Raw genomic sequence first — 23,540 nt, 5'->3', positions numbered from 1 at the left:
TAATACTACCAACCAAAATAATTATTTAATTTAACTAATTGGTAACAGTCTTTGATGGTTCATTTTAAATATAGATATCAAAATGATATTTGTTTTTGTAAGTCGGTAAGAAAAATTGATTAATACGATAAATGTTATCGTATTAAATTGAGCGTAATAATAAAAAGCCGATGCATAAACACCGGCTTTCAAAAAATCAACTGTTTACATTAATAGTTAAATTATAGATCCATCGGCTGATTTTCTTTAAGTAGCTTCATACCTTTAATATGCTGAAGAAACCACTTAACAATAGCCAAAGCCGCAATCACAAGACCCACAACAGGGATAGCTTGCAGCACTTTATGTAACATAGGGCTGTATACCCAATACTCTGCCCCTGCAATCATTCCTGTTGTCGTTGCAGCAGTTACACCTAACACGATAAAAAAAGTAAAGAACAAAAAGAACGTTCGAATTATGGTGTAGTAATGACTGTAGCTAAGCTCATCATTGCACTTATTAAGTTTGTAGGCTGAATAAATCACCGCAACAATACCTGAGATCATCAAGGTTAAAGGCGTTAAAAAACTAGCGATATACGCGAACCGAACACCCTTATTCGTATCATCTGACATAACTTTATCCATTTATAGTTTTCGTTAGTCTAATTATCACACGAATTTCTGCTTCATCAAGTATTGAAAAAATAGAAGATGATCACGATCAATACTATCCGCCAGCGCCCTTACAACGACAACAGCCTAGGTGAGCATCCCTAGGCTGTTTAATCTATTGTTGGGCTGTATTGTACTACTGTATTTGCTTACGTAGTACGATAGTCATTACAGCTCTTCTGTTGGTTCTGTTATTTCACTGCCATCTTTAATGCGCTTATGGCCTTCTTGTAAGTGAACAAAGTCAACTAAGTCATCCCCACTTACTTGGAAAGCCTGCCCAAAGCCTTTCACGAACAAGCCTTGAGTTGGTTCAAAACGGAACATTTTAAAATCTTCTAAGCCGCTTAACCCGTCAATAATGTCACCAAAACGCCCCTTTAATGAAGCAACAGCTTCAAGCCATTTTTCAGTTTCACGTTCTACAACCACAACATTGGCTTCAAACGTAAGGCGCTTACGCGCATAAATCGTTTTTGATGTTGCTTCGTCTTCAATCATCATCAACGACACTTGCGGGTTAGCTAACAAGTTACGAGCATGCTTTGCGATTTGACTGATCAGTACATAGTAACCATCATCGAGCAATGCAAAAGGCGCATAGCTGACATTAGGCTTACCATCTGCATCTACAGTTGCCAACTGAATAGTTTGGCAAGCTTCACGAAACTCTTTAATTTCAGGGCCCAAACGGTTTTGAAGGCGCTCTTGCTTTACTTGACTCATTATTATTTTTCTCCGTGGAACGCTTGTTTTAGTTGCTTGAATTTTTCAACTTGCTCAGGGAATAACTGACGTTTTTTATCACGGCCTAGGTAGACCTTAAATACACACTCACCACCTTGCGCAAAAAAGCCAATGAAGTAACTTTCTTGTCCCATAAATGGCTTGCTAACTAATGCAATGTCTGTCACTAAGTCTAAGCGTAGGTGACCATGTAGCTCACCATCTTTGCCCATTAAGTTATAGTAGCCACGCGCTTCCTTGCCTTTTGGAAACGGTGCTTTCACTTCAAATATCGAACTCATTGAATGAACAATCGTCGTTACAGGCCCCCAGTTCGGTAGATCTTCTAGGATAGCTTGTGCCTTTTCACCAGAAGTGGCAACCACCAGATCTTCTGGGAATGCCATGACCACTTCACCCTCTGTTACCCCAAGCATCTCGGCAATCGCCATAGCGTGCAGTTTTGGGTCAGCCTCAAGCTGCTCAGCAACCTGTGATTTCAGCGCATCAAATGAGATTTTCTCAAACACAATGTATCTCCTAGTACTTCAGTGTACATTTCAAAATTTGGGTGGCTGCTAAGCAGCAATCTTGTTCATATTATGTTGTTGTAAGACTTGGATCATCGACTGAGCAAGCGTAACCGACCAGAATGTTCCAGCCAGAGTCAATGACAAGTAACCGTCTTCAATTTTAACCAAACCATTTTTCTGCCAAGCTTTAAATAACGGCATGCATACAACAAAAATGTCTTGCTTAAATTTATATTCAAATTCACGAGCTGACAAAAATCCGCGATCAAAGCTTGCTTTAATTTCTGAGTGCAGAGCTGCTTGCGATGAGGACTTAGTCATCATTGCTAAGGGCAAGTCACCCTTTTTAATCGACTCAATATAAGCATCAAGCGTACGGTGCTGCATGAGTCCATAACCACCGACATTACCACCAGCACCAGCCCCTAATGGCAGCACTTCAGCAGAAGTCTTCGCCAAGCTGTTATAAATACTGCGCTCGCGGTTATCTCTTGCCCAATGGTTACCACTAAGTCGACGTAGGTGATGCTTGGCCATAAAGTTAACGCCATATTCAAACATCGATGCTTTCGCTGGCGTGTCGGCAGGCTCTGGCAGCTTACCGTTCTCAACCATTCCCTTCATCGGCGTCCCACCCATCTCAATCAGCTGGTATAAATCCACACCATGGGCACCGCTATCAAGGAAATCATTTAAATCTTGCTGCCACACAGCCATATCTTGATAAGGAAGGCCAAACAGTAAATCGATAACAATTGGTGCAGCATTCGTTGCACTCAATGCCTGAATTCGCTCAAGTACTGGTTCGCGATCATCTAGTCGCTTGGCTTTGCGACGTACCGTGGTATCAAAGCTCTGCACACCAAATGAAAATCGATTAAACCCTCCCTCCAATGCCGATTCAAACATCCGATCGTCAAAACGGTTAATGCGTCCCTCAAGCGTAATTTCACAATCGGTCGCAAGTGGGAAATGAGATCGAACCATTTTGCCTAAACGCATGATCTGTTCAGCACTTAAATCAGTTGGTGTACCACCACCAACATATACCGCACGGAAAGGAGCTGCTTGAGTCCAAGGCATTGCTGCTTTAGTTTTAAGCTCAACCATTAAGGCTTCGAAATAATCTTCAATCAGCTTTTGGCTAGACGCGTATTGGAAAAAGTTGCAATACGTACAACGAACGCGGCAAAACGGAATATGAATATAAAGGCAACGACTTTTCGGGGCTTCAGGTATCTCCGACAAGGCATCTGTCGCTAATATCTGGCGCTGATCTTCAGCGACCATTGCACTCATTCCACCAGCATGTGCTGAGCGTTTGTTAGCAAATGCATAACGAAGCGGATCGGGAGTATGTTTACCAATCACATCTTCTGTCAGTATTTCAGGATTTATTGGTTGCTGTTCATTCATCTATAACTTTTGAGCTAGCCTGACTAGCTCCTCCTTAACAGGGCAATACCGATTTATTTTTTAGTGGGTATCGCAACTGCCAGTTTGTCTTCCACCAGGCTAAAAATCATTTGGCAACACGCCAATATACCCAAATCACTGGGTATTACCTGATGCCACGTTGAGCATACGTGCATGACTACTTTCTAATGGGCTTAGCCCTTGTTGTCGTGCTTCTTCAACCTCAGTTAAGAACTCCCGCCCATAAGAGAATGAGAAGCACTATTATTTGCGTTAAATCATAATCACCTGTAAATAATATTGCAAATGATAATTGATATTATTTCGATTACGTGGATAATGAGAACCATTCTTGATTACGGTTATTAATAACAAAGCACTTAATAACTATTAGTCATTCAATAACAAGAACGTGTAGCACTTTCGTGCATGATTAGGGGTTTCTCGTGAACACTAAGAGATATGTCATCGCTGGCGCAATTTCTGTCGCTTTACACAGTGTTTTGCTTTCTGCAATACCTAACCAAATGGTTATGGCTATGCCTATGGGTGTCGACTCCACCAAAGTGTCACTCAACTTAGTTTCAGCGCCTACTCCTCAGTCAGCACCAGCAGTAAGTGAGCCACCACCGATACCACAGTCGGCACCACAACCAGTAAAAGAAGAAACTGAAGTAAAAAAACTGGTGAAGAAAACACAGCCGGAGCAAAAGCCTGAACCGAAGAAAACTACCCAACCAATAACGAAGAAAATGCCACCTAAGCCTGTTGAAAAGGTGGAGAAGCAAATAGTTAAACAACCGATTGTCGAGAAAAAATCGCCAGCTTCAGAAAAAGAACCAGAAAAAAAGCAGCCTAAATCAGAAATAGCCTCAGGCGTAAACAACTCACCCAAGCTGGTGAGTAAACCGACTTTTGCGACAAGACCTAGCCCAGTTAAATACCCACGAATAGCTAAACGACGTGGGTTAGAAGGTCAGGTACTTGTCGAAGTTTGGATTGACGAGAAAGGTAAGCAAGTTAGACACAGCTTAGTCCATTCATCAGGCACAGTTGTATTAGACGAAGCAGCACTGAAAGCCATTCAAAGGTGGCGATTTTCATCACACGTAGTTGATGGTCAAGCCATTGCCCATCGCGTACAAATCCCTGTTCGATTTAAATTGGATTAAATATTAATTGGATTCTCTTATGGAAATGTTTCACTCCCTACAAAACCAATTTGGTTTAATGACAGTACCTTTACTACTGTGTTCAGCCCTAACCGTCATGATCCTTATTGAACGTTGTGTTCAAGTACTCCTCTGCACGGGTGTCGGTCGTAGTAAAATCAATGTGATTTTGACAACATATAACCGTAACGATGAAAGCAGTCTAGAAGCACTTGCTAGCGATCTTAAATCGAAGCGACCTTTACTATTTAAGGGCGTTTCAATGCTTATTTCTCACCGTCACTTTACCAAGGCACTTCGCGAAGATGCCGCTGGGATCTGGCTACAACAAAAGCGGACTCAATTACGTTCTGGCTTACGTCTATTGGGCTTAATTGGTGTGATCAGTCCATTACTTGGCTTACTTGGTACTGTTCTCGGCCTAATTGATATGTTTAAAGGCATTGCCATGAGCACAGGTGCTGTCACGCCTAACGACTTAGCTGACGGCCTTGGTCTTGCAATGCGGACAACCGCCGCTGGGCTATTAATTGCTTTACCAGCGATAACTGGCGCGCAATTGTTAGGTTTATGGGCCGATAACGTGACAGCCAAGCTCGAGCATAGCCTTAACCACTGTAACTTATGGCTAGAAGGCTTATCACTCGACCCTACCTGCGACCCAAAACAGCTAACGCCTCAGCAACATGCCATTAAGACTGAACAACCAGAGGTCGAGGTATGATCCGAACCCACCAAAGTGTTGCTGACAGCGATGAGTTAAAACCGGATTTAACTCCCTTGCTGGATATCATTTTCATCGTCATGGTATTTCTGCTTCTTACTGCAAGTGTGAAATTACAATCACTTGATGTCGAGTTACCGCAAACAGAAACTCAAGCATTACAAGAAACCGAATCTGATCCTATTACAGTCAACATTACCGCAGCCCCTCCTTATTGGGCACTTCAAGGCAATGAATTCGATAATTGGGATGCCTTTAATGCTGCTCTACTAAAAGAAGTTAAAGCTAGTCCTGACAAGCCTGTTGTCATTGGTGCAGACAAGGCTGGATCGGTAGAAAACATGCTCAAACTACTCGCTTTCTTGCAACAAAACGACATCAAAGCAACCCAGCTATTAATGGAAGAGGACAAATCATGAAGCGTTTCACTTTGGCAACTATATTGTTTTTTGCCGCTACATCTACCTTCGCAAGTGAGCGCATTATCAGTGCTGGTGCTGCGATTACAGAAATCATTAATGCCATGGATGCTCAAGAACAACTTGTTGCTGTCGACGTAACCAGTAAATCAATGGTCGATGACGATATGCCAGTTCTGGGCTACCACCGTCAGCTTTCTGCTGAAAGCCTTATCGCGCTCACCCCGACCCGCCTACTCGGTTCAAATGAAATGGGGCCGCAGACCACACTTGATTTGCTCAAGCAAGCGGGGATCATAGTAGATGTGCTTAACTCTGGTGAAACCGTTGAAGATTTAATGGTGCGTATAGATCAAGTCGGCGAACTAACAGATACCTCAAGCAAGGCAAAAGCATTAAAAAACGAGGTGAAGGGAAAAGTCACTGCCATTAATGCCAACCTAGCGACTCAAGATAACAAAAAGAAAGTACTTTTCCTGATGATCCACGAAGGTCGCCCAGCCAATGTTGCTGGCCGCAACACTACTGCAGACACCGTAATTCGCCTTGCAGGTGCAATCAACCCAGCAGCAGATGCCGTCGAGTCTTATAAGCCTATTTCACTGGAATCAATGGTGGAAATGCAGCCTGATATCATTCTCCTAAGTTCGCGTACCATGAGTAAAATCGGTTCAGCTGATGAGCTGCTTAAACAAATGCCTTTACTCGCCGCAACACCCGCAGGTCAAAACAAAGCCCTCGCCATGATCGATGGTACTGCCCTAATTGGCGGTTTGGGGCTGAAAAGTTTAAGCGAAGCTGAACGTTTAAACACCGTTTTCTATCCAAATTAATATAAGCATTTATTACTATGCAGTTATACCGTATTCCGACACGTATTATTTTTCCAACTGGCCTCGTACTGCTGTTGCTTGCCATTACATCATCAGTAGTCATCGGTCCGATGGCAATCACCTTCACTGATAGTTTCAAAGCCTTAATGCCTTGGCAATCGGATCTGCCCCAACATATACAAATTGTAATTAACCAAATTCGTTTACCGAGAACATTACTTGGAATGGCAATTGGTGCGATATTAGCGCTATGTGGTGCTGTTATGCAGGGGCTATTCCGTAACCCCCTCGCCGACCCAGGTATTATCGGCGTTTCAGGAGGAGCGAGCTTAGGCGCGGCATTAGCTATTGTGTTTTTTGCTCCGCTTGCCGCATCATTTCCTTTGTTGTTAACACTAGCCACCGTTCCCGTTTTTGCTTTTTTAGGCGGGGCTTTCAGTACCTTTTTTGTCTATTACTTAGGCACAGACAAAAACGGTACTTCTGTAACAGTGATGCTTCTGGCTGGTGTGGCTATCGGGGCACTATCAGGTGCTGCACTTGGCCTGATGAATTATTACGCTGACGACCAAGCCCTACGAGATTTATCACTGTGGAGCATGGGATCACTTGCAGGGGCAACTTGGCCTGGCATCACGCTTTCCTATATTACTCTTGGCGTACTGATGTTTATGTTTGATCGCAACGCCAATGCACTCAACGCCTTTTTGCTCGGAGAAGCAGAAGCAAAACATATGGGGGTTAATGTACAAACACTGAAAAGGTTACTGATTTTACTTTGCGCTGCAGGTGTTGGTATTGCTGTTTCACTCACCGGTGTGATTGGTTTTGTTGGCTTAATCGTCCCCCATCTTGGTCGAATGCTCGTAGGGCCTAATCATAAAGTGCTCTTACCATTATCTGCTCTGCTTGGCGCATTAATTCTTTTGGTTGCCGATATGCTTGCACGTATCGCAGTTGCACCGGCTGAACTGCCTGTTGGGATAATTACAGCCCTACTCGGCGCGCCCTTCTTTATCTTCCTGCTCGTAAAACAAAAAGGGAAAATGTCATGAACTTGATGACAAAAAATAGCGTTGAAACAGGATATGCTATTGATGCTTCAGGGCTTAACCTTAAATTGGGTGATAAAGTACTACTTGATGATTTAGCTATTCAGATCAAAAGTGGTGAACTTACCGCCTTGCTAGGTCCTAACGGTGCAGGTAAAAGCACCCTCTTGAAAGTATTATGTGGTGAACAAGAGTCTACAGGCCATGTTTCCTTTTTTGGTAAAAACCGTGCCGCTTGGCCACCAGCTGAACTCGCAAAACACCTTGGTGTGTTGCCTCAGCATAGTAACCTAACCTTCGCCTTTACCGCGCAAGAAGTTGTTGAGCTGGGTGGTCTCCCCTTAGCGCTGACCAATCGAGAAACGGTAAGTCTTGCTAAAGATAAAATGGCTCAAGTCGATGTCACAAATTTGAGTTGTCGCCTATACCCTACGCTCTCTGGAGGAGAAAAACAGCGCGTGCACTTTGCACGGGTACTGACTCAACTCAGTCGCGCTGGTGAGCAGTGTATTCTGATGCTTGATGAGCCAACATCAGCACTCGATTTAGCGCATCAACATAAAACCCTTCAAGTCGCAAAGTCGTTAGCGAAGTCTGGGGCTGCGGTGATCATAGTGATTCACGATTTAAATTTAGCAGCGCAATATGCAGACCGTTTAGTCATTCTTAATGAGGGAAGAATTCAAGCTGATGGTTGCCCGAAGGACGCTTTAACAGAGGAAACGATCGAACGCGTTTATGGTTGGCCTGTTTGCATTACACAGCACCCAATCGATAATTACCCTATTGTGCTCGCAACCTCCAGCCACGAAATTGAAGAGCCCAAATCAACATTAAAACTGGCTATTTAACGGCAAATTGTTGTTAAACAAACCAAAAATAGCTCTTTTTTCATTCTACTTCATTTGCCTTAAAGCCTTCTTAATCAAACTAAAAAGGCTTTATAAACTTACCGTTTCATCTTTAGCAGAACAATTCACCAGATTTATAACTGGTTATAAATAAACCAATTCGTTCTTATCCATAAATAATCCTGATTTATTAAGACAAGAAACATTGCACTCTTTGCTACACTGAGTAAAATGAGAGCGCAAGCGATTACACTATGCAACAATTGAAACCCTGTAATCGCGATAGAATATGAATACTATAAGAAACGAAGCCGCCCATTCGTGTCGCGGCCTTTTGTCGTTTCTGTTATCTGTACTCAACAGAACAGTGAACTGTTTTAGCAGTGCACTACTCTATTGAGTAAAGCTTAAAATTACCTAGGTCATTTGACCCTTATTATTAGAAGAATAAATATGGCAACGATTAAAGATGTTGCACGTATGGCTGGTGTCTCTACAACCACCGTCTCTCACGTGATTAACAAAACGCGATTTGTCGCAGAAGCAACGCAGAAAAAAGTACTGTCTGCAGTTGACGAGCTAAACTACGCTCCGAGTGCTGTGGCGCGTAGCTTAAAATGCAACACAACCCGTACTATTGGCATGTTGGTTACAAAATCGACCAACCCTTTCTTTGCTGAAGTCGTACACGGTGTTGAAGAGTACTGTTACGGTGCTGGTTACACGCTTATCTTATGCAACACAGAAGGTAACCTTGAGAAGCAACGTGATTATTTACGCATGCTGGCTGAAAAACGCGTTGATGGTTTGTTGGTCATGTGCTCAGACTTGGATGAAAACCTACTCGGTCTATTAGAGCGCCAAAAAGACTTGCCTATGGTTGTCATGGATTGGGGACCAGAAAGCCCTCATACAGATAAAATTCAAGATAATGCTGCGTTAGGCGGCTATGTTGCGACTAAGTTCTTCATTGAGCATGGGCATAAAGCTATCGGTTGCTTAACAGGTCACAGTGATAAAACAGCTTGTCGTGAACGCTTAAAAGGCTTTAAAAAAGCCATGTCAGAAGCCGAGCTGGAAGTCGAATCAGATTGGATTTTAGAAGGCGATTTTGAATGTGAATCTGCAGTTGAAGCCGCTAACAAGATCATTGCAATGGACAAACGTCCAACGGCGATCTTTTGCTTCAATGACATCATGGCGATGGGCATGATCAGTACATTTTCACAAGCTGGTATTCGTGTACCTGAAGATATTTCAATTATCGGCTACGATAATATTGATTTAGCACCGTACTTTTCTCCACCGCTAACCACTATTCACCAGCCTAAGCGCCGTCTTGGTAAAACAGCTATCGAAATTCTGTTGGAGCGAGTGAAAGATAAAGAGCATGAGCACCGTATATTTGAAATGATACCAGAGCTTGTGATTAGAAAGTCAGTGATAAACCGAAACACCAATTCGTAACAAGCCAATAATCACTCGAGATAGAAACGGAGGCTTTTCCTCCGTTTTTTTAGTCTTATCCCTATGCCTTATTAGAATAAACACTCAACTTTGGGTGTTTTTTATAATTAAATAAATACAAGATAAAATAATTTATGGGAGCAAGGTCACGCTATTAAAAGTGGGAGCAGGTTCAAATTTTGCTTCTGCGATATTCTTAAACAGTCACGAACAAGGCAAACCTTTCGAAAGATTGGGACGCAAAGCTTCCGGCCTAAGAGTCCATAGTTTTCAATAACTAGTTCGACTTAAGGTAGCGGGGTTGCCGATGGATATAGCAATAGTGATCAGGCGTCATATTTTACATGATTCTGACATTACTCTTTTGTTAATTTTGCTAATCTGAAATCCTCGCTCTGTTGTTAGGTGACCCTAGATTTTTTTCACCGAGAAGAAGCATGGACAAACCAGTACTTAAAAATTCATTACGACTGTTTAGTTGTTTCAACAACGTAAAATCACGCTCGATGTTTGGCGGATTTGGCATATTCGCAGGTGAAACAATGTTTGCACTCGTTGTTAACGACAAACTTCATCTTCGTGCCAATGCTGAAAACGAACAAGATTTTAAACAGGCAGGCTTAAAGCCATATATTTATAAGAAACGTGGATTTCCTGTTGTTACCAAGCATTTTGCAATTCCAGATGAATGGTGGGAAGACACAACTAAAATACTTAGCCAAGCTAAGCGCTCTCTTGAAGCGGCAAAAGAAGACAAAGAAACAAAAAGTAAGGCAGGACCTGAACGTATAAAGGATCTACCTAACTTACGGCTAGCAAACGAACGTATGCTTAAAAAAGCTGGGATTATCAGTGTCGACGCCCTATTTGAAGCCGGTTCTTTGAATGCTTTTAGAGCATTGCAAGATACCCATCAAGGTACGGTAAGCATTGATCTTTTATGGGCTTTAGAAGGTGCAATTAGTGGTAAGCATTGGTCAGTGATTCCACAAGACCGCCGCTCAGAACTTCTTTCAAAGCTTAGTTAACCCTGCTTAGTACCATTAACAAGAGGTGATGATACACCTCTTGTTAATGCATCGTTTGTGGTATTGCTGCTTTCTATTACTACTTCTCATTATTATAAACTCCATAGCATAGCTAGACGTTTAGATACGTTGACCGCACGTTCAGATTGCTTCGTACACCCCATGAATGACAATTAATTGTCAGTAAATCTGAAAGATTGAATTGCCTCACAAAGCTGTTTACAAAACACTCAACAAGCTTTCTTTACTTTATAAAGCTCGTAAAATAACAGCATCTATTTACGGAGGTTATTATGAACTGCACCAAGCCTTTTCCCGGACAAACGGATCAAATGTTCAAGGATAAGTTTGGTAAATGGCCTCGGCTAATGAAGCTATGCGTACTACTCAGTTTACTTCCCCCTGTCATTGTCCTCATTCTTATCCATAACAACATTGCCTCAATGCCAATGATGTACGATGTACTTGTTTACGTTTCAGGCTTTAACGCCCTTCTCCTTACATGGGGACTACTATTAAAAATACGTTCAAAAAAGTATTGGTATCGTAACTACCATATTGGTAAAACAATGCTACTTGCTGTTGTTCCGATTTTAGCCTGTGGCTATATTCTTTTTACGTCCCCACAACCCAATAAAATAGTCACCCAAGCTCAGCATGACCGTCCCGTTCAATTAATAATCAACTAAACGGCTAAATTCACTTTTTTCATCACTCAGTGAAATAATTCAGCTCTTAATTAGGTCTTTGTCTCATATCTATCTGATAATTTGAGTAATCATTGCTCATGGTCAGGTTATATACCCATTGTGGCATAAAAAGTATTCCTAATATTAAGAGGTGATCGTGCGCATTTCAGCCAAAAAAAACTATTCCATTACCATAAAGCCGCTACTTTGGCTTCAAAAGCGCCATTTCGGCAAAGTACTAAACCCAGCGCTCTTATGGGGGCGTAAGCCTACCCTTTTTTGGCTGGTTGCTAGTTTCTTTGGCTATCTTGATCGTCGCTCTTCTCCGTTATCACCCATCATGCGCTCATTAGTTTGCGTCAGGGTCTCTCAACTCAATGACTGCGCATTTTGTGTTGATGCTAATGGCATGAAGTTAGCTGAGCGTTGTGATTCAGAAGAAAAAATAAAAGCGCTCGCTAACTGGCAGCACAGTGAATTATTTGATGAGCAAGAACAAGCAGTATTACGCTACACAGAAACAATGACAATTACAGGTCAACGTGTCACAGCAGAGATACTCGAAACACTTAAACAGTGGTATGACGAAGACACCATTGTAGAGCTCACCGCCCTCATTTCTTTCCAGAACCTCTCCGCGAAGTTCAATACTGCGCTTGACGTGCCTGAGCAAGGATTTTGTTCGCTACCGATACAACCCGATACGGTAAAAGAGAAATCATCGTCGTTATCAAAGCAATAGATTAGGAGCGAATTACATGGATAGAAAAAAAATAGTTTTACTCGCTATCGTTGCGTCCCTACTCGGCGTATGGTTTGCCTTCGATTTAGGCCAGTACTTTACGTTAGAATACGCAAAAAACCAACAGCTAGCCCTACAAGATACGATAACCACCAGTCCGTTATTTTCGAGCTTGGTCTTTTTTAGCCTCTATGTATTGGTAACAGCGTTATCGCTTCCTGGCGCAGCCATCATGACGCTTCTTGGAGCCGCTTTATTTGGCTTTTGGTGGAGTTTACTGCTTATTTCATTCGCCAGTACTATCGGTGCGACACTGGCTTTTTTATTCAGCCGTTTTATTCTTCGAGATTGGGTCCAGAGTAAATTTGGTCACCGCTTGGCACCGATTAACGCAGGCATAAAAAAAGACGGACCGTTTTACCTCTTTACACTACGGTTAATCCCTATTTTTCCTTTCTTCTTAGTTAACTTGCTTATGGGTTTAACCCCTATCAGCACTAAGATGTTTTACCTTGTGAGTCAGGTTGGTATGTTAGCCGGAACGGCAGTCTATATTAATGCAGGTACCCAGCTCGGCCAGATAGACACACTAAGCGGTATTATCTCTGCCCCTGTTATTATCTCGCTCGCTTTACTGGGTGTTTTTCCGTTAATTGCCAAAGCCGTGATGAGTATTATTCAAAAACGCCGCGTTTACGCCCAATGGGAAAAGCCATCTTCATTTGACCAAAATATGGTTGTTATCGGCGCGGGAGCTGGCGGTCTTGTCAGCTCTTACATTGCTGCTGCTGTAAAGGCGGAAGTAACACTCATTGAGCGTCATAAAATGGGAGGAGACTGCTTAAATACGGGGTGTGTACCATCAAAAGCCATCATTCGTGCTGCGCATACTATGGCTGAAATCTCTCGATCTCATGAATTTGGCATTACCACCAGCGTGACTCAGGTTGACTTCAAACAAGTGATGGGACGAATTCATAATGTTATCGCTAAAATTGAACCTCACGACTCTGTTGAACGTTACTCTAAGCTTGGTGTGAATTGTATTAGCGGTGAAGCCACTATCTTGTCGCCTTGGGAGGTAGAGGTAAACGGTGAACGCATTACTACGCGTAATATTGTGATCGCCACAGGTGCGCGTCCATTAGTGCCAACAATTGAAGGGTTAGAATCAGTAAACTATCTGACTTCAGATACTATTTGGCAGCTGCAAGAGCAGCCTAAGCACATGGTAGTGCTTGGCGGCGGTCCAATTGGCTGTGAATTAGCGCAGAGCTTCCGTCGCCTTGGTAGTCAGGTCACACTCATTGAAATGGCGGAACAAGTCTTGATCCGAGAGGATTTCGATGCCGCCGAGCAAGTTAAGTTACAAATGGAGAAAGACGGTGTCACGATAATGACAGGCCACCGTGCATCTAGATTCGAAAAAGTAACAGACGAAAAAGGGATTGAAATTCAACGAGTCTACTTACAGGCAGCCAATGGTGATGAGCTGAGTGTTGAATTTGATGTCGTTCTGTTAGCACTGGGTCGCGTAGCCAATGTACAGGGCTTTGGCTTAGAAGAGCTCGGGATAACAACCTCAGAACGAGGTACTGTCGAAGTTAACGAATACCTACAAACCAAATACCCAAATATATTTGCCGTTGGCGATGTCTCTGGCCCATTCCAATTAACACATGCAGCAGCACATCAGGCATGGTATGCCGCAGTTAATGGCTTATTTGGCAATGTGAAAAAGTTCAAAGCTGATTACTCTGTCTTGCCTGCTGCAACTTATACCTCACCTGAAGTGGCACGAGTTGGAATTAATGAAAAAGAAGCCCAGCAGCAAGGTCTTCAGTTCGATGTGACAACTTACGGTATTGATGACTTAGATCGTGCCATTACTGATGGTGAAGATCATGGATTTATAAAAGTCATTACCCCCAAAGGTAAAGACAAAATTCTCGGCGTTACCATTGTTGGTCATAATGCTGGTGAAATGCTGGCTGAGTTTACTCTTGCGATGCGCCACGGTTTGGGGCTCAACAAAATATTAGGGACAATTCATCCTTACCCAACCATGAGTGAAGCAACAAAATATACAGCGGGAGTTTGGAAACAAGCCAATGCGCCCAAAGGCTTACTGGCTCTCGTTAAAAAGTACCATACTTGGATGCGAAACGAGAAACCAGCTATCCAAACTGATACCATGCAAACAAATGCAACAGTAAAACCAACCGAAGAAGCGCCGCTCAAGGATAAATAGGGACTATATGAAAAAAACTATTCTAGGGTTAGCGCTTGCGCTAACCACTAGCTTCTCAATTGCTGCCGATAAAACCACTGACGACACTCAATGGCAGCAGACATTGGCGGAAGCGGAAGGGCAAACGGTTTACTTTAATGCATGGGGCGGTAGCCAAGAGATTAATAACTATCTTCGCTGGGCAAGCCGTCAGCTAAAGACACAATATGGCATCAATTTAAAACACGTCAAAGTTGCAGATATTGCCGAAACGACTCAAAGACTGCTAGCTGAAAAAACCGCAGGTAAAAACCAAGCAGGTAGTGTTGACCTTGTATGGTTAAACGGTGAGAACTTCCGTTCGATGAAACATAATAACCTGCTACACGGACCATTTACGCAGCGTCTGCCCAATTGGCAGTTCGTTGATACCTCATTACCTATTGATGAAGACTTTACCGAGCCAACAAACGGCATGGAAGCACCGTGGGGGATTGGTCAGCTCGTCTTTATTCATGACAAACACACGCTGAATAACCCGCCTCAAAACTTTGCAGAGCTTCTGAGCCTTGCAAAAGCATTCCCTGGTAAGGTGAGTTACCCGCAGCCACCAGAATTTCATGGCAGTAGCTTTCTTAAAGCGGCACTGCTTGAGCTATCAAATAACAACTCAGCACTTTATGAGCCATTCGATAAAAGTAAATTCGTTGGCGTCACGGCACCATTGTGGTCGTACTTAGATCAGTTACACCCTGTTGCATGGCAACAAGGTCTGCGTTTCCCATCAGGTACGAGTGAAACAATTCAATTGCTTGATGACCAACAGCTATTACTAGCAATTACGTTTAACCCTAATGCCGCCAATGCTGCTATCGAAAATGGTAATCTTGTCGAAACAGCACAAACCTATGCCTTTCAGCAAGGTGCGTTATCGAATATCCATTTCTTAGCAATACCATGGAACGCTACGGCAAAAGCAGGATCACTTGTTACTATCAACTTCTTACTAAGCCCAGAAGCACAAGCTCGAAAAGCTGACGCCGCTATTTGGGGTGATCCATCAGTGTTAAAACCAAACGTCTTGAAAAAAAGTGGCGCTCAAGGATTTACCTTGTTTAAGTCTATCCCCGAGCCTCACCCAAGTTGGATAACCGCGATTGAGCTTGAGTGGCAAAAACGCTACGGCAGCTAAACATTGAAGAAAGCTGCTTAGGCAGCTTTCTAACTTAGGTTCAATATGATTCACGTTATCTTCGCCCTAACCTTAATCCTATTTATTACTCCGTTGCTACCCGGTGTATTAGGCCTCGTTTTACCTGCAGTATCTTGGCTGCCATCGTTAGGCTATGTAGAGCCTAACCTTTCAGCATTCATGACTGTGTCAAATTGGCCCGGTCTATGGCAGTCATTCATGCTAAGCCTGTTCACGGGAGTCTGCAGCACTCTACTTGCTTTATCAGCCTCTTTTTTTATATTACGTCGATACTGGAATACAACGCGTTGGCAAAAAATTGAACGCTTTCTCAGCCCAATGCTTGCCATGCCTCATGTTGCTTTTGCGATTGGTTTTGCTTTTTTACTTGCACCCTCTGGGTGGATATACCGTTTATTAGAAAGCACTGGTTTTAATACCGCCAACAGTTTCAACCTGATCCAAGACCGCTATGGACTAGGACTACTGTTGGGTTTAGCAATAAAAGAAATTCCATTTCTTTTATTGATGAGCATTTCAGTCTTACAGCAGTTACAAGTAAACAAACTACTCGCGGTTGCAAATGGGCTTGGATACTCTAATCGAGAGGCATGGCTTAAGGTTATCTTGCCGCAGTGGCTGCCAAAAATTAGGCTTCCACTATTTGCAGTAGCTGCTTATGGTATTTCTGTGGTTGATGTCGCGCTGATCATCGGCCCCAGCCGCCCTTCTACCCTATCCGTTATCGTGTGGCAGTGGTTTACGGACCCAGATCTCGCGATGTTGCCCAGAGCAGCAGTAGGCGCATGTCTACTCCTCTTTACGACAATGCTCGGGTTAGCACTCTTATCTGTTACTGAATGGCTATGCTTAAGAAAATACCGTCAATGGCAGTTCCATGGCGCCTCTCTATCATCAATACAAACCAAGGGGTTAAGCCTTACTCGGTTAATTGTGTGGCTTGTGCTCTTAATACCTCTTATCCTTACCCCATTACTCTTTACCTGGTCTATCGCTCAGCGCTGGCGTTTTCCTGATTTATCACCAAGCCGATACAGTCTCAGGTTTTGGGAACAAGAGTCTCAGGCGATCTTTGAGCTTGCATGTAATAGCATCATGTTGGCACTCATAAGCAGCGTTATCGCACTAATAATGACCGTTTGCTGCCTAGAATATCGAGATAAGTTCCAGAAAAGCATCCCAACTTGGTGTATTGCTATTCCATTAGTCACACCACAACTGTCACTGCTGTTTGGTATTCAAATCAGTACATACTGGATCGCGGGGCAACACTTTATTGTATGGGTGATATGGAGCCATATCTTCTTTGTTTTCCCATACATGTACCTTGCGCTTGATGGTCCTTGGCGTAGTTATGATAACCGCCTTGATCAATGCGCCAAGAGCTTGGGCCTAACCAGCTGGCAAACATGGTGGCGGGTTAAACGGCCGCTTATTATGCCCGCCATCTATATGGCAATGGCTGTAGGCATGAGTGTTAGCCTTGCCCAATACTTACCAACACAAATGTTGGGTGCTGGACGAATATCAACCGTGACCACTGAAGCGGTCGCACTCGCAAGTGGGCAGGATCGACGAGTCACCGCTATCTACGGATTACTTCAAGGCATCTTACCTTTGGTCTTCTTTACTATCGCATTATCAGCGAGCCATTTTTCTGGCCGTTTTTATCAACAAAAATCGCAACAACGGAGTAACAGCACGGATGACATTATCTGTGGAAAACCTCACTATAAGTAATCGCGAGCACGCGTTATTCTCACCAGTCAGTTTTACTATTAAGCCTGGTGAAGTCGTCGCTCTTATGGGGCCAAGTGGCTGCGGTAAATCAACACTGCTAAGTGTTATCGCTGGCCACCTCTCGAGTGTGTTTACATATAGCGGGCATGTTCAGCTGAATAAAACCAATGTATTAACCCTGAGTCCAGATAAACGAAAAATAGGCATCGTTTTCCAAGACGATCTACTTTTCCCACATTTAACCATTCGTGAAAATTTGATGTTTGGCATACCTGCAAACCTTCGTCACCCACAACGAGTGGCGCTTGCTGATAAGACGTTAATGACACTCGGCTTGGTTGCTCTAGCAGAAAAGATGCCAACAGAAATATCTGGCGGCCAACGGGCAAGGATCAGCTTAATGAGAATGCTGCTATCTGAGCCTCAGGCTGTTCTACTCGATGAACCATTTAGCAAGCTCGATAAAGCCCTAAGACAAGAGTTTCGTGATTTTGTCTTTGAACAAATAGCCATTCGACAAATACCCGCCTTGATGGTCACTCATGACGACGATGATATCCCTTACAACGGTCAAATTATTCAATGGCCTTGGGATGAAACAAATACAGAGGAAAGATCATGCTAGATCGTTATGCCATTAAAGTAATCAAGTGGCCACTAAACACCCTGTCTATACTGCCTGACAAAGCAGGCATTACCGCTAACCAAGTAACACTCTTTGGTTTTTTACTTGGTCTGCTCGCCCTACCAGCCTTGGCTTTTGAACAATATGGCTGGGCACTCGGGTTTATTATTATTAACCGTATTTTTGATGGGCTCGATGGTGCAATCGCACGCCGCCAAGGGATCACGGACTGCGGCGGTTTCCTCGATATTACACTCGATTTCCTTTTTTACTCTCTCATTCCGTTCGGGTTTGTTTTAGCTAACCCTGAAGCAAATGCGGTTGCTGGCGCCTTTCTGATCTTTTCATTCATTGGTACAGGCTCTAGTTTTCTTAGCTTTGCCATCATGGCGGGCAAGCGAAATATCAGCAGCCCGGTCTATAAACAGAAATCGTTGTATTACATCGGTGGGTTAACAGAGGGAACTGAGACCATTACCTGCTTTATCCTTTTCTGCCTATTTCCTCAGCATTTCGCACTCATTGCTTGGATTTTTGGTGCGCTATGCTGGGTAACGACAACAACCCGTATTTGGGCTGGCTACAACACGCTGAAAGCCGATCACACTGTATAAAAATATATAACCTCATCACGGCAAACGAATAAGTCTGCCGTGATTACTTCATTACTGATGCGTAATTGCAACCATCACCCTTTACGACAATTTACCACCATTGCGGCACTAACAAGTATCAAGCTAAGCACTGATACACCGAACCAACTGAAGTGATCAAATACTTTTACGCCGACCAATGATCCCACTGCACCTCCTAAATAATAGCCAAGCATGTAGATCCCATTAATCCGGCTTTGGGCTGATGGGTCAATCGAAAATACAGCGACTTGGTTAGAGACTTGGGCACTGAAAACGCCGAAATCAATCAGAATAATGCCAATAATCAGTCCCACTAAGCTATCACCGTAAAGTCCTGAAACTAAAAAGCCGATAGCAATTAAGCTCAACGCTATAGTGATCATCATACGTGAACCGACTTTTGACACCCACATGCCAGAGAATTTGGCACCGCTGACACCTGCCAACGCAACGATGCCAAACAGCCCCGCTTGCTGCGCATCAAAATTGAACGGGTCACCACTTACATGCAAAGCAAGTGTTGCCCACAACACATTGAATGCAGCAAACCATAAAGCGCCAGTAAGTGCCGACTTACGTAATAATCCATACTGCCTGATCAACCCGAACATGCTCAAAAGTAGTTGAGGATAAGGTATGCGATTTGTGGGCTGGTTAGTGGGTAAAAAGCGCATCAGTAGCGCAGCAAAAAGAATGGCGATACAAGCCGACATCATAAAGACCGCGCGCCAGCCAAAATGCTCGCCAATATAACCGCTGGCCGTCCTTGATAATAAGATACCAATTGTTAGGCCACTCATTAAGGTACCGATAACCCGTCCCTTCTGTTCTGGTGTACTTAATGATGCTGCAAAAGGGATCAACTGTTGGGTAATATTGGCGCTTAACCCAATGGTAAAACAAGCACCAATTAATACTAGAAAGTTATTGGCTGAAAATGCACAAATTGATGCCGTGATTAAAAAAAGTGAGAGGATACCAATAAGACGTTTACGCGCGATGCTATCGCCAAGTGGTGATATAAACAACAGTGCAGCTGCGTAACCAAATTGGCTGGCAGCTGGTATCGCACCTAATGCGTCCCCCCCAATACCCAGCTCTTTACCAATAAGCGGTAATATGGGTTGGTTGTAATACAAATTTGCAACTGTGGCGGACACAGCCGTAGCCATCAAAAACAGTAAACTATTGGTTATTTTGGGCTTCTCACTGAAGCTTACAGTGGCAATACTGGTCATCTCGTGTCTCTATTGTCATCTTTGGCTAGCTAACGTCTAACCGGGAGTTGCCATAGGTTACTGAACTCCTTGCTATGTAAAAAATGATATAATTTGATTGCAGCTATAGCAAAACCGTATAGCTAGCGCACTCTATGGGGCATCGGCGAAATGAACCAGTACGGTACTGTTCAACCAAGAGAGATGTAGGTAGGAAATGGAATTAAAAACGCTAAAGAGCTTTATTACTGTCGCAACATTAAAAAACTTTTCTGCTGCCGCTCGGGAATTGAATACGGTTCAACCAGCCATTAGCCGCCATATCACGGCACTAGAAGAGGAGTTAGGCGTGAAACTGTTCGTGAGGAACTCACGAGAAGTACATGTCACCGCCGCAGGGCAACAGCTACTGGTGGATGCAACAACATTGCTTAATCAAGCCCATTTGACTAAACAGCAGGCTCAGCGTACCGCAAGGGGCGAAATCGGTACATTGCGGATCGCTTACCTCGGCTCTGCGTGTTTGACGTTCATTGCGGATCTCGTGCGTAATTATAAATCCGAACACCCATATGTTGAAGTCAGCTTACTCGAAATGACGGCTTCTGAACAAATAAAGGCGTTTCAAGACAAACAAATAGATGTAGGCTTTTCTCGTCCCCTACCTTCTCCGATGAAAGAGCAATTTAACAGCATGCATGTTTACACTGACACTTGGGTCGTCATAGTGCCTAATTGCCATGCTTTAGCCAGTGGTCCATCTGTTAACCTAACAGAGCTGGAACATGAACCCATTGTATTATTTAACCGGAGTGAAGCCGTTGGCCTATTTGATGAAATTATCACACTTTGTCGCCAATCTGGGTTTTCACCCCAAATAGTAAACCAACCAACGCGTATGCAAACTGTTATTACGACTGTCGCAGCAGGGTTGGGGATCGCGATTGTGCCTAAATGCGTTACACAGCTACACAGTGTTGGCTGCCAAGTAATTCCAATAACCAACCTATCGCCCACAATTCAAACCTTACTCCATACGAATAAGCAGGAAGTCACACCGACTGCCCAGCATTTTAAAGACAAAGTGCAGGATCAACTTCCCTTCATCCAAAAGCTAATGGCTTGAAACTCGTCAGCACATGCTCAAGTGGACGATAAAAAACAGCTATCACAAGGGGGGAACAGTGATAGCTGCTTGACCTGCAATATTAAAAGCTATCTTTCGATAATAGGGATTCACAGCAAAGATAATCCACTACGATATAATACAATCCAAGCTATGAATTTAGTCCTTTTTCCTTCTCGGAACAAACCGCACCATAGCCTTTTATATATCCGAACTCCCAGCTTAAAGATATTCGGTCATTATAAAATCGATTGATATTATAGTTATCTGTATGTCTTCTTTCGTCAGTCATTGCAGACCAAAATTCATTAACATTTTGATCAAGATACACATCTAACCGTCCATACTCATCAAATAGCATTTGGTACTCTTCATCGGTTGCAAAATCACCATATAACTTACAAACATTATGTAGCTGTCCGCGCGATGGTGAATTGACGTTCAGTTGATCATTTGCATAGTAAAAGCGTGTTCCGTCTTCAGATGTATGAAACGGTTCAGCATAGGAAGACGGTACAGATACAGCAGCAATCCGCCTTTCATCCTCTGCTTTTAAGATCAACAGTGCATTGTTCTTCATCGTATTGCTTGTTCGAGACACAACAATAGGCTTATCGCTAGTAGAGGAAAGCGTGTATTGGTTACCTTGTTCTGGCGCTTTATTATTTACATCATGGTAATTAGTAATGCCTTCATCTTGCAAAAGCAACGTAGACATTTTCAGGTTATTCGCCTGCTTAGCATACAATTTAATTGATACGCCTTGCTCATCTTCGCTTGTCGCCACAGCTAGGAAACTACCATATTTCTCTGGTTGAAGCTCAAGCCTTTGAGTATGTTTTGCCGTCTGAAATACACCTGGCTTAGACTCATAAACAACATCTTCATACGGTACATCTGAGAAACGTTCCTTATAGTAGTCACTCATTACAGATGCATATTTATCTGACCAACCATAAGCCATGCCAGATGAATGGCTATAACCCATATTATGAAAAAGCTCATGCGAAAATACATTGCTTAACCAAGTACCGTTATCTCTTAAGGCATTTTCTTTAATTAATAAATCTTTACCATTTGCCATACCACCAGCACTTGATAGCTCTAGTAATATCATTGAAGTGGTAATCTCCTTTGTTGCTACTCTTTTCAAACGTTCAGAAAATAAGTTTAACCCTTCATTATATGAATCCCAATTTGGGCACGAGTTACTCGTATTGCACTGACTGAGGAAATATTGATATTTCCGCTCAAGAACATCAGATTGATTATATAAATGCTTCATAAAGCTCATTTGCGCTTCATAATTCAACCTTAACTGTTCAGGGGTACGATTACCGCAATTCTTTTGGCATGTCCGTTCACCTTCATCATAGTGAGCACCCCAATATGACAAATCAAAATCTACTAGTGGGCTTGGATCAATAAATTCTATGCTTCGAATCTGATTTGGGTTTACTTTAATTCCAGAAAGTGAAAATTCAGTTTTTGTATGCGCTTCAATTTTCTCGCCTAAATATGAAACTAAAACACTTCCATCAATGTTTTCTATTTTAAAAGCTAGCTCTTCAAACACGCGAGGCTGTTTGTTTACGATGGTTAACATGTCACCATTTAAGCTGACAGCCATCTTATCTATAGTTTGCCCTTCAACTTCCTTTTTTTCATCATTGCTTGTGGTCTCTTGGTTAGGATCAAACCGCTCAATAACCGTATCTTTACGGCTTACAGACTCCCAAAACAGTTCAAATTGATTCACCTCAACGGTCGAGGTATGCAAATAAGATTTAAGCATCTCACTGCTTTCACCCAGCAGCCAATCCCCTTCCTGCTCAACTAAATTGTGGGTTAGGCTCATATTATCAAGATGGGGGATGTAACCATCGAGTGATCTTAACTCAATGATATTACTCCCCTCATTTAGTATTACCTCAATGGGAGCGGTGTCTGTCCATTGGCCATAATTCTCGGTATTAGGAAATGAAACTTGGTGTTCAACCCCATTAACCAAAAGTATACTGCTTCGATCATTTTTCGTTGCGTATCTAAATTGTATATTATGGTCTAAATCGCTTTGTGACCTCACTTCCCATCTAACAACATCATCATTCCTTGTTGCAGGTTTTAAATATCCGTCGCCTGAATAACCATCCCATCGAGTTTCCATCGTTAGCCCCTGAATAAAGATAGCTTCATCTGGTTGTATAACTGTTTTGACACTCTGGACTGAGGTTTGCTGGCTGAGTGAGTTTCTCGTCCCTTTTACATTCTTTACTGGTTCTGAATATAAAAATGGAGATAGTGAAGAGTCTAAATCGTCATCATTACCAGAAAAGTAATCAGGTAAAGAATAAGCATTGGCCATGTTAGATGTCAGAGCACTGAATACTAACAATGCTGATAGTTTCATTTTCATAATACGTCCTTGTGATTTATTGGTTTATTG

At 42.9% G+C, this 23,540-nt stretch carries 22 protein-coding genes and 1 riboswitch; of the genes, 16 read left to right on the top strand and 6 right to left on the bottom strand.

Going from position 1 to position 23,540, the window contains the following annotated elements:
• Positions 1–221: 221 nt before the first annotated feature.
• The 4 genes from L4D09_RS18865 to hutW all read right to left on the bottom strand — a co-directional run bounded on the left by L4D09_RS18865 (position 222) and on the right by hutW (position 3,331).
• Positions 222–617: a hypothetical protein gene (locus tag L4D09_RS18865; protein ID WP_428459074.1), complete on the bottom strand. Its 396-nt coding sequence runs from the start codon at positions 615–617 to the stop codon at positions 222–224.
• 207 nt (positions 618–824) lie between these two features.
• Positions 825–1,382: a heme utilization protein HutZ gene (gene hutZ / locus L4D09_RS18860; protein WP_428459073.1), complete on the bottom strand. Its 558-nt coding sequence runs from the start codon at positions 1,380–1,382 to the stop codon at positions 825–827.
• Positions 1,383–1,384: 2 nt separating this feature from the next.
• On the bottom strand, positions 1,385–1,912 hold the full coding sequence (gene hutX, locus L4D09_RS18855) for a heme utilization cystosolic carrier protein HutX (protein ID WP_428459072.1): 528 nt from the start codon (positions 1,910–1,912) through the stop codon (positions 1,385–1,387).
• A 48-nt stretch (positions 1,913–1,960) separates the two neighbouring features.
• Entirely contained in the window at positions 1,961–3,331 is a 1,371-nt protein-coding gene (gene hutW, locus L4D09_RS18850) for a heme anaerobic degradation radical SAM methyltransferase ChuW/HutW (RefSeq protein ID WP_428459071.1), read from the bottom strand.
• Between the two features lie 446 nt (positions 3,332–3,777).
• On the opposite strand from hutW, the gene L4D09_RS18845 reads away from it, so the two are divergent.
• From L4D09_RS18845 to L4D09_RS18775, 15 genes are all read left to right on the top strand, one after another.
• Entirely contained in the window at positions 3,778–4,503 is a 726-nt protein-coding gene (locus L4D09_RS18845; protein ID WP_428459070.1) for an energy transducer TonB, read from the top strand.
• Positions 4,504–4,522: 19 nt separating this feature from the next.
• Positions 4,523–5,227, top strand: a complete 705-nt coding sequence (locus tag L4D09_RS18840; protein ID WP_428459069.1) for a MotA/TolQ/ExbB proton channel family protein — start codon at positions 4,523–4,525, stop codon at positions 5,225–5,227.
• A complete protein-coding gene (locus L4D09_RS18835; RefSeq protein WP_428459068.1) occupies positions 5,224–5,646 on the top strand; it encodes an ExbD/TolR family protein in 423 nt (140 codons plus the stop codon). The genes L4D09_RS18840 and L4D09_RS18835 overlap by 4 nt, the downstream gene beginning before the upstream one ends.
• The gene (locus L4D09_RS18830) at positions 5,643–6,479 is read left to right on the top strand and encodes a heme/hemin ABC transporter substrate-binding protein (protein WP_428459067.1); all 837 of its coding nucleotides are present in this window, start codon (positions 5,643–5,645) and stop codon (positions 6,477–6,479) included. Before L4D09_RS18835 ends, L4D09_RS18830 begins: the two co-directional genes overlap by 4 nt.
• A 17-nt stretch (positions 6,480–6,496) precedes the next feature.
• A complete protein-coding gene (locus L4D09_RS18825; RefSeq protein WP_428459066.1) occupies positions 6,497–7,534 on the top strand; it encodes a FecCD family ABC transporter permease in 1,038 nt (345 codons plus the stop codon).
• Entirely contained in the window at positions 7,531–8,382 is an 852-nt protein-coding gene (locus L4D09_RS18820; RefSeq protein WP_428459065.1) for a heme ABC transporter ATP-binding protein, read from the top strand. The genes L4D09_RS18825 and L4D09_RS18820 overlap by 4 nt, the downstream gene beginning before the upstream one ends.
• A gap of 453 nt (positions 8,383–8,835) precedes the next feature.
• On the top strand, positions 8,836–9,849 hold the full coding sequence (purR, locus tag L4D09_RS18815; RefSeq protein ID WP_428459064.1) for an HTH-type transcriptional repressor PurR: 1,014 nt from the start codon (positions 8,836–8,838) through the stop codon (positions 9,847–9,849).
• Between the two features lie 204 nt (positions 9,850–10,053).
• Positions 10,054–10,158: riboswitch (cyclic di-GMP riboswitch) on the top strand.
• A gap of 128 nt (positions 10,159–10,286) precedes the next feature.
• Complete coding sequence (locus L4D09_RS18810) at positions 10,287–10,877, top strand: TfoX/Sxy family DNA transformation protein (RefSeq protein ID WP_428459063.1); 591 nt, start codon at positions 10,287–10,289, stop codon at positions 10,875–10,877.
• A 293-nt stretch (positions 10,878–11,170) separates the two neighbouring features.
• Entirely contained in the window at positions 11,171–11,566 is a 396-nt protein-coding gene (locus tag L4D09_RS18805; RefSeq protein WP_428459062.1) for a hypothetical protein, read from the top strand.
• A 157-nt stretch (positions 11,567–11,723) separates the two neighbouring features.
• Positions 11,724–12,308, top strand: a complete 585-nt coding sequence (locus L4D09_RS18800) for a carboxymuconolactone decarboxylase family protein (protein ID WP_428459061.1) — start codon at positions 11,724–11,726, stop codon at positions 12,306–12,308.
• 16 nt (positions 12,309–12,324) lie between these two features.
• Positions 12,325–14,559: a dihydrolipoyl dehydrogenase family protein gene (locus L4D09_RS18795; RefSeq protein ID WP_428459060.1), complete on the top strand. Its 2,235-nt coding sequence runs from the start codon at positions 12,325–12,327 to the stop codon at positions 14,557–14,559.
• A gap of 7 nt (positions 14,560–14,566) precedes the next feature.
• Positions 14,567–15,730 (top strand): ABC transporter substrate-binding protein, encoded by a 1,164-nt coding sequence (locus L4D09_RS18790; protein WP_428459059.1) that lies wholly within the window; start codon positions 14,567–14,569, stop codon positions 15,728–15,730.
• Positions 15,731–15,775: 45 nt separating this feature from the next.
• A complete protein-coding gene (locus L4D09_RS18785; RefSeq protein WP_428459058.1) occupies positions 15,776–17,491 on the top strand; it encodes an ABC transporter permease in 1,716 nt (571 codons plus the stop codon).
• Entirely contained in the window at positions 17,457–18,116 is a 660-nt protein-coding gene (locus tag L4D09_RS18780) for an ATP-binding cassette domain-containing protein (protein ID WP_428459057.1), read from the top strand. Before L4D09_RS18785 ends, L4D09_RS18780 begins: the two co-directional genes overlap by 35 nt.
• On the top strand, positions 18,110–18,730 hold the full coding sequence (locus tag L4D09_RS18775; protein WP_428459056.1) for a CDP-alcohol phosphatidyltransferase family protein: 621 nt from the start codon (positions 18,110–18,112) through the stop codon (positions 18,728–18,730). The genes L4D09_RS18780 and L4D09_RS18775 overlap by 7 nt, the downstream gene beginning before the upstream one ends.
• Before the next feature lie 74 nt (positions 18,731–18,804).
• Here L4D09_RS18775 and L4D09_RS18770 read toward each other — a convergent pair whose 3' ends face one another.
• Complete coding sequence (locus L4D09_RS18770) at positions 18,805–19,989, bottom strand: MFS transporter (protein WP_428459055.1); 1,185 nt, start codon at positions 19,987–19,989, stop codon at positions 18,805–18,807.
• 196 nt (positions 19,990–20,185) lie between these two features.
• Here L4D09_RS18770 and L4D09_RS18765 point away from each other — a divergent pair, with 196 nt between their 5' ends.
• Positions 20,186–21,094, top strand: a complete 909-nt coding sequence (locus L4D09_RS18765) for a LysR family transcriptional regulator (protein WP_428459054.1) — start codon at positions 20,186–20,188, stop codon at positions 21,092–21,094.
• Between the two features lie 151 nt (positions 21,095–21,245).
• Here the strand turns inward: L4D09_RS18765 and L4D09_RS18760 are convergent, their stop codons facing one another.
• Entirely contained in the window at positions 21,246–23,510 is a 2,265-nt protein-coding gene (locus tag L4D09_RS18760; protein ID WP_428459053.1) for a carbohydrate-binding protein, read from the bottom strand.
• Between the last annotated feature and the right edge of the window lie 30 nt (positions 23,511–23,540).

Source organism: Photobacterium makurazakiensis (assembly GCF_050336715.1).
GTDB classification, from domain to species: Bacteria; Pseudomonadota; Gammaproteobacteria; order Enterobacterales; family Vibrionaceae; genus Photobacterium; species Photobacterium makurazakiensis.
The sequence above is the reverse complement of the archived record's forward strand: the minus strand, read 5'-3'. Positions and strand labels throughout refer to the sequence as shown.